General features: G+C 72.3%; 4 protein-coding genes. 2 read left to right on the top strand and 2 right to left on the bottom strand.

The genetic code is table 11. The features are described from left to right. Positions 1-393 precede the first annotated feature (393 nt). Positions 394-1,269, bottom strand: coding sequence for a LysR substrate-binding domain-containing protein (locus UW392_RS28905; protein WP_320778076.1), 876 nt, complete (start codon positions 1,267-1,269; stop codon positions 394-396). 284 nt (positions 1,270-1,553) lie between these two features. Between UW392_RS28905 and UW392_RS28900 the strand changes: the two genes are divergently transcribed. Further along, a complete protein-coding gene (locus tag UW392_RS28900) occupies positions 1,554-2,729 on the top strand; it encodes an L-talarate/galactarate dehydratase (RefSeq protein WP_414496711.1) in 1,176 nt (391 codons plus the stop codon). 163 nt (positions 2,730-2,892) lie between these two features. After that, positions 2,893-3,819, top strand: a complete 927-nt coding sequence (gene kdgD, locus UW392_RS28895) for a 5-dehydro-4-deoxyglucarate dehydratase (protein ID WP_320778074.1) — start codon at positions 2,893-2,895, stop codon at positions 3,817-3,819. 75 nt (positions 3,820-3,894) lie between these two features. Here the strand turns inward: kdgD and UW392_RS28890 are convergent. Then, a partial coding sequence (locus tag UW392_RS28890) for a M4 family metallopeptidase (RefSeq protein WP_320778073.1) occupies positions 3,895-6,058 on the bottom strand: 2,164 nt, incomplete at its 5' end.

Raw genomic sequence — 6,058 nt, 5'->3', positions numbered from 1 at the left:
GGGCGGGCCGGTCCGGGCCCGGTGGTCCCCGGACGCCGGGCTCTGCGGCGCGTCGGGACCGGCGCGGCCCCGGTCAGCGGCCGGCGTGGTCTCTCACGATGTCGGAGAACCCGGTCCGGACCGGTGCCCGGGGCGGGTCGCGCCGACGGCGGCGGCTCGGTGGCGGCGGTCGCCGGCTCGTCCTGCCGGGCGGGAGCGGGCATGGTCGATCTCTCCTAGACCTGGGTGATGCGGCGGCGGTGCCGCGTGCGGTCCGAGCCACTCAACCGGTGGCTGAGTTGACCGTAGAGATCGTTCCGATGTGCGTCCATGTCGATTTTTGTTGCGTGCAATACCTTGCTTGTATGACTGGCCCGTACGACTGCCCCGTGTCGTGGGCGAGCCGGGCGCAGGTCACAGGTGGCGCAGCAGCGCCTCCAGCGCGGGATTGTCGTTGTTCCTGCGCCACACCAGGTTCAGTTCGACCGGGTGCGGGTCCGCCAGGGCCACCGGCCGGAAGACGATCCCGCCGTAGCGCATCCGGGCGGCGGACTCGGGCACGAGGGCGATGCCCAGGCCGCCCTCGACCAGCGCCAGGATGCTGTGCACCTGCGAGAGGTACTGGGTGATGACGGGCCGTACCTGTGCGGCCCGGAAGATGCTGACCAGCAGTTCGTGGAAGTAGCGGGCCTCGATGGGCGAGTACATCAGGAAGTCCTCGCCGGCGAGGTCCTCGATCCGCATCGGGCCCACCGCGGCGGCCAGCGGGTGCCGTGCGGGCAGGGCGGCCAGCAGCCCCTCCCGCACCGCCGTGCGGGAGGTGAGGTCGGCGCCCGTGGCCGAGGGCCGGATCAGCCCCAGGTCGAGCGAGCCCTCACCGAGGGCCTTGAGCTGGTCACGGCTGACGAGCTCGCGCAGCAGGATCTCCACGTCCGGCAGCGCGGCCCGCGCGGTGTCCAGGAGGCCGCCGAGCGCGGAGTAGGCGCTGGCGGCCGTGAAACCGAGGGCGATCGCCCCGGACTCGCCGCTGGAGACCCGGCGCACCGCGAGCGTGGCGTGCTCGGACTGGCGCAGGATGCGACGCGCCTCGACCAGGAAGGCCCGCCCTGCGGGGGTGAGCCGCACGGTGCGGTTGGTGCGGTCCAACAGGTGCACCCGCAGTTCGTTCTCCAGCAGCTGGATCTGCCGGCTCAACGGTGGCTGCGTCATGTTGAGCCGTTCCGCGGCACGGGTGAAGTGCAGTTCCTCGGCGACGGCCACGAAACTCGTCAACTGGGCAAAGGTGAACACTGATGCTCTCCAGGTATCGCGACATCCAAAAACTGTGTTGGACGTGAATCATTCGCGACCGTAACGTCACCTGTCGACAGACGGCGACCCGCCCTCGCACCCGCCGCACCCCACGTCGGGCGAGGTCGTCCGGCACCTGGAGCACGCACCATGGGTCCGCCCGCGCTCGCCACGAGCACCGCCGTGTCCCTCCCGGACCCCCTCCCCCGCGCACCCGTGAGGCGCCGACCGGTGCGGCCCGCGACCGACCGCCGCAACCCCAGGGACTCGAAGTGGTGACCACGATGAACACGACGCCGTACGCCGCATCCACCTCCACGCAGGGCGACGCGACCATCGACCGGATCGCCTGGCTGCGGCTGTCCTCGGTGACACTCCCGCTGGCCACGCCGATCAGTGACGCGAAGGTCTTCACCGGCCGGCAGAAGCCGATGACCGAGGTGGCCTTCCTCTTCGTGGAGATCGTGACCGAGCAGGGCCACGAGGGCGTCGGCTTCAGCTACTCCAAGCGCGCCGGCGGGCCCGGCCAGTTCGCCCACGCCAAGGAGACAGCCGAGAACCTGATCGGCGAGGACCCCAGCGACATCGGGAAGATCTGGACCAAGCTCGTCTGGGCCGGTGCCTCGGTGGGCCGCAGCGGACTGGCCACGCAGGCGATCGCCGCCTACGACGTCGCCCTGTGGGACCTCAAGGCCAAGCGCGCCGGGCTCCCCCTGGCCAAACTGCTGGGCGCCCACCGCGACTCGGTGCGCTGCTACAACACCTCCGGCGGGTTCCTGCACACCCCCACCGAGCAGGTCCTGGACAACGCCGCCGCCTCCCTCGCCAGCGGCATCGGCGGCATCAAGCTCAAGGTCGGCCACCCCGACGGGAAGTACGACCTCGCCCGGCTGACCGCGGTGCGCGAGCACGTCGGCGACGACGTTCCCCTCATGGTCGACGCCAACCAGCAGTGGGACCGGCCCACCGCGCGGCGCATGGGCCGCGCCATGGAGGAGTTCGGCCTGGTCTGGATCGAGGAGCCGCTGGACGCCTACGACGCCCAGGGCCACGCGTCCCTCGCCGCCTCCCTGGACACCCCCGTCGCCACCGGCGAGATGCTGGCCAGCGTCGCCGAGCACTACGAACTCATCCGGCACGGAGCCGCCGACGTCATCCAGCCGGACGCGCCCCGGATCGGCGGCATCACCCAGTTCCTCAAGCTGGCCGCGCTCGCCGAGCACCACCAGCTCCAGCTCGCCCCGCACTTCGCGATGGAGATCCACCTCCACCTGGCCGCGGCCTACCCGATCGAACCCTGGGTGGAGCACTTCGACTGGCTGGAGCCGCTGTTCGAGGAGCGGCTGGAGATCCGCGACGGCCGCATGCTCGTCCCCTCCCGGCCCGGCCTCGGCTTCACCCTCACCGAGCAGGCCCGCGCCTGGACCACCGCGACGCACGAGGCCGGCACCCGCCCCTGACCCGCCCCTTTCGTCCACCGGCCGCGCGCGTTCCTCCCGCGCCGCCGGTGTCCACGGAACCCGGCGCGGGCGGCGTCGACAACGGACAGCCGCGCCGCCCGCGCCGTCACCACGCCCACGGCACCGCCGTACCGGCACGAACACGACCTCCAGGAGCAGTCCCATGGCATCCTTCACCCCGGCAGAACTCGGCCGCCGCATCGGCTCCGGGCTGCTGTCCTTCCCCGTGACCCACTTCCGCGACGACCTCTCCTTCGACGAGGACGCGTACCGCGCGAACATCGTCCGCCTGGCCGGGTACGACGTGGGCGGCCTCTTCGCCGCCGGCGGCACGGGCGAGTTCTTCTCCCTCACCCCCGCCGAGGTCGAACGCGTCGTGACCGCCGCCGTCCGCAGCGCCCCCGACGGCACCCCGATCCTCGCCCCCGTCGGCTACGGCACCGCCACCGCGGTCGAGTTGGCCGCCGCCGCCGAACGCGCCGGCGCGGACGGCATCCTGCTGTTCCCGCCCTACCTCACCGAGGCGAGCCAGGAGGGTCTCGCCCGGCACGTCGAGGCGGTCTGCCGGGCCACCTCGCTCGGCGTGGTGATCTACAGCCGCGCCAACGCGGTCTATTCGGCCGACACCGTCGCCCGCCTCGCCGACACCTGCCCCAACCTGATCGGCTACAAGGACGGCGTCGGTGACATCGACACCATGACCCGCGTCCACGCCCGCCTCGGTGAGCGCCTCACCTACATCGGCGGCCTGCCCACGGCCGAGACGTACGCCCTGCCCTACCTCCAGCTGGGCGTGACGACCTACTCCTCGGCCATCTTCAACTTCCTGCCCGGGTTCGCCCTCACCTTCTACGCCGCGGTCCGCGAGCGCCGGCAGGCCGACGTCACCCGCATGCTGTCGGACTTCGTGCTCCCGTACACCGAGATCCGCAACCGCCGGGCCGGCTACGCGGTCAGCATCGTCAAGGCCGGCATGACCGCCACCGGCCACGGCGCGGGCCCGGTCCGTCCCCCGCTCACCGATCTGACGCCGCAGGAGTGCGACGAGCTCTCGGCACTGATCGCGAAGCTGCCCGCCACCACGGCCTGACGGCGGCGTTCCGCCCCGTCCGGCGGACCGGGCGGGGCGGAACGGGCGGGGCGGGGCGGGAACGGGCGAGGGGGATCAGAAGGTCAGCTGCCAGCTGTCGATGTAGCCGACGTCCAGCGCGTACATGTCCTGCACGCGCAGGCGCCAGGTGCCGTCGGCCGGTTCGGCGGAGGCGTCCACGGTGTACGTGGTGTGGAGGTCGTCGCCCGAGTCGCTGCTGACGTTCTTCAGCCGGTACACCGTGCCCGCGGGCCCGACCAGGTCGATCACCAGGTCACCACGGTAGGTGTGGACGATGTCCACCGTGACCTGGAGATCGCTCGGTGCGTTGCCGGTGCGGCCGGTCACGACGAGCGGGGACTCCACCGGGTCACCGCCGTCGGGGACGTGCACGTCGCCCGGGTTGACGAAGAAGTCGCCGCCGGAGGGGAGCACTTCCCAGGAGAACGTCACCGTCCGTGTCTCGCTCTGCCCGCCGACGCCCACCGTGACCGTGGGGGTGTAGTCGCCCGCCTCGGTCGGGGTGCCGGAGACGACACCGGTGGCGGCGTCGAGGGACAGTCCGCCGGGCAGCCCGGTGGCCGAGTAGGTCAGCTCCCCGTCCCGGCTGGTGCGGGCGGTGACGCGCAGCGAGGCCGGCTGGCCGACGGCGGCCTGCTGGTCGCCCGGCGCGGTGAGCGCGATGTGGTCGACGAAGCGCGGTCCGACGTTCACCGCGGCCCAGGCGTCACCCACGGTCTCGTACGCCTCGCTGGACCGGCCGAACAGGTCGGCGGCGGCCTGGAGGGTCGCCTCGCGGGCCCCGGCGTAGTCCGTGCTGGACGTCATGTACGTGGTCAGCGCCCGGTACCAGACGTCGGTGGCGTTGTGCAACCCGATGCCGGGGACGGGGAGGCCGTCGTAGGTCGGGCTGTCGTAGGCGACGCCGTTGACGGTCCTGGCTCCGCTGCCCTCCGCGAGCAGGTAGAAGAAGTGGTTCGCCACGCCGGAGGAGAAGTGGACGTCGGCGCCCGCGGTCGCGCGCGACCAGTAGTCCTGGGAGACCCCGTCCTTGGACGGCTCGTCCATGTGACGCAGCGGTGTGCCGTCGCCGTTGATGTCGATCAGTTCGCCGACCTCGTAGTCGGGGGTGTCGCTCGGGTTGTCGGCGAAGAACTCCACGGCCGCGGCGAAGATGTCGCTGGTCGCCTCGTTCAGCCCGCCGGACTCGCCGCTGTAGATGAGGTTCGCGGTCGCCTCGGTGACGCCGTGGGACATCTCGTGGGCGGCGACGTCGAGGGCGGTCAGGGGGTTGGCGTTGCCCGCGCCGTCCCCGTAGGTCATGCAGAAGCAGCCGTTGTGGCCCCACAGCGCGTTGGAGTAGTTGTTGCCGAAGTGGACGCGCGAGTAGGCCTGGCGGCCGTCGTCGGCTATCCCGTTGCGGCCGAACCGGTCGTGGAAGAAGTCCCAGGTCTGCTGGGCTCCGTAGGCGGCGTCCACGGCGGCGGTCTGGACGTGCTGCGGTGTCCCGTCACCCCAGGTGTCGTCCGCGTCGGTGAGGAGGGTGCCGGTACCGGTCGTGCCGTGCGCCAGGTCGTACGTCCGGTGGTTGCGCCGGGTGTCGTACAGCTCGTACCCGTCGGCGCCCCGGGTGGTGGCGACGTCGACCTCGCCGCTGAACTGTCCGTGTCCGGCACCGGCCTTGACGCCCTCGAACTCGCGCAGGACCTTGCCGCTCTCCGCGTCGGTGACGACGTGCAGTTCGCTCGGTGTGCCGTCCTCCCGCACGCCGGTGACGACGGACTCCCAGGCGAGGGCGGGCGCCCCGTCGGCCGCCCACACGACCAGCCGCGGCGCGCCCTCCGCCTCGGTCCCGCGCGTGCCCTCGGCGTCCGCACTGGCCAGGGCGGTCTTCTCGGCCTTCGCGGCCGGGACGGTGGCCTTGACGGTGGGCACGGTGATCTCCGCGTCCGTGGCCCTGGTGACGGTCCTGCGGGCCTCGGGGCGCTGGTGGACCACCAGGTCGCCACCGATGACCGGAAGGCCGGCGTAGGTGCGCTCGTAGCGGGTGTGCACCGTGCCGTCCGCGTCCTTGCGGACGTCCCGCGGCCGCAGTTCTTCCTCGGCGCCCAGGCCGAGTGCGTCCGCGGTGGCGCCGCCGGCCCTCGTCGCGGACTTCAGCAGGGCGGTGCGCTGGGCCGGGGTGAGCGGGACGGGCGCCGCTCCGGGCCTCGGCTCGGCGGTGATGCCCGCCGGCGCC

This window comes from Streptomyces sp. CRN 30 (assembly GCF_034105845.1).
This window is presented reverse-complemented; position numbering and strand designations above follow the sequence as displayed.